The organism is Dethiosulfovibrio peptidovorans DSM 11002, assembly GCF_000172975.1.
GTDB classification, from domain to species: domain Bacteria; phylum Synergistota; class Synergistia; order Synergistales; family Dethiosulfovibrionaceae; genus Dethiosulfovibrio; species Dethiosulfovibrio peptidovorans.
This window is the reverse complement of record NZ_ABTR02000003.1, coordinates 1-1,508: the sequence shown is the minus strand read 5'-3', so window position 1 is coordinate 1,508 and position 1,508 is coordinate 1. Positions and strand designations below refer to the sequence as shown.

Genomic DNA, 1,508 nt, shown 5'->3' with positions numbered 1-1,508 from the left:
ATGTAGGTCTATAAGAGGGGTATTTTTTTCGGGATCTGTATTATTCACCCTAAAAGGAGGTAAGGGTTTATGGCGAATCAGGTAGAGCAGCAGAGAGAACAGTGGGGAAGCAAGATAGGCTTTATTCTCGCCGCGGCGGGATCCGCCGTCGGTCTGGGAAACATATGGAAATTTCCTTACGTTACGGGTACGAACGGCGGCGGAGCCTTCGTCGTAATATACGTGGCCATGGTCGCCTGTATCGGTTTTTCCGTCATGTTGGCGGAGTTGGTCATAGGCCGTAACGCCCAGCTCAACGCGGTCGGCTCTTTCAAGAAAATAAAGGGCGGCGCCTGGCCGGCGGTAGGTTGGTTGGGGCTCGCCTGCGGCGCTCTCATCCTCTCCTACTACGGTGTCGTAGGAGGCTGGACTATAAAGTATATCCTCCACTCGTTTACCGGGCTCATGGAGCTTGCCGCAGCCGGTCAGGCTGGAGATGCCTTCGGAGGCTTTATCTCCAATCCCATAATGGTAATACTGTATCAGGCTCTGTTCATGTTCATCACCATCTGGGTCGTCTACAGAGGGGTCGGCGAGGGGATAGAGCGTTACTGCAAGGTCCTCATGCCCGGGCTTTTCATCCTTCTGATAGTTCTAATCGGACGTTCCGTCACTCTGGAGGGAGCAGGGGAGGGTATCTCATTCTACCTCAAACCCGATTTCTCTAAGGTTACTGCCGGTACGGTTCTCGCCGCTTTGGGACAGGCGTTCTTCTCCCTCTCCCTCGGGATGGGCTGTATGATAACCTACGGCAGCTACCTTCAGAAGGACATCAGCCTTCCCGGAGCGGCTGCACAGGTCTGTTTCCTCGATACGATGGTCGCCTTGCTCGCCGGTCTGGTCATATTCCCGGCGGTCTTCGCTTTCGGCGTCGAGCCAGGAGCGGGACCTGGTCTCACCTTCATAACCCTGCCTGGGATATTCGCCCAGATGCCGGGAGGAATGATATGGTCTGCCCTGTTCTTCCTGCTTCTCTTCGTGGCGGCTCTCACCTCTGCCATCTCCCTTCTGGAGGTGGCCTGCGCCTACTTCATAGATAAAGGCTGGAGCCGTGCCAAGGCTGCCTGGACCATGGGTACGCTGATATTTCTCCTTGGTATACCCTCCGGCATATCCCTCGGAGGCGGTCTCAAGATAGCCGGCAAGGACTTCATGGACGTGGCCGGTTTCTTCACAGACCAGATAATGATGCCTCTTGGCGGGATGCTGATATCCATCTTTGTCGGATGGGTCATAGCCGACGTCGCCAAGGACGAGGTCACTGGAAACGGCAGGATCCCTGTGTTCGCCGGATTCGACATATGGATGATCTTCGTCAAGTTCGTCTCGCCCCTGGCCATCCTCTACATCTTCGTGACCGGGCTCAAATGGTGACGATATAACCGAATTGTAGGAATCTAGGGGCCCGGCATGCCGGGCCCCTAAGTCTTTGATATTCTTTTTCTCTTGACGGAACTTGTCGTTGGTGA

1 protein-coding gene is annotated in these 1,508 nt (G+C 55.0%); it reads left to right on the top strand.

The features are described 5' to 3' along the window. The first annotated feature begins 69 nt into the window (after positions 1–69). Positions 70–1,413 carry a sodium-dependent transporter gene (locus DPEP_RS12490; RefSeq protein ID WP_005662655.1) on the top strand — a complete coding sequence of 448 codons (1,344 nt, stop codon included), beginning with the start codon at positions 70–72 and terminating at the stop codon, positions 1,411–1,413. The last annotated feature ends 95 nt before the right edge of the window (positions 1,414–1,508 follow it).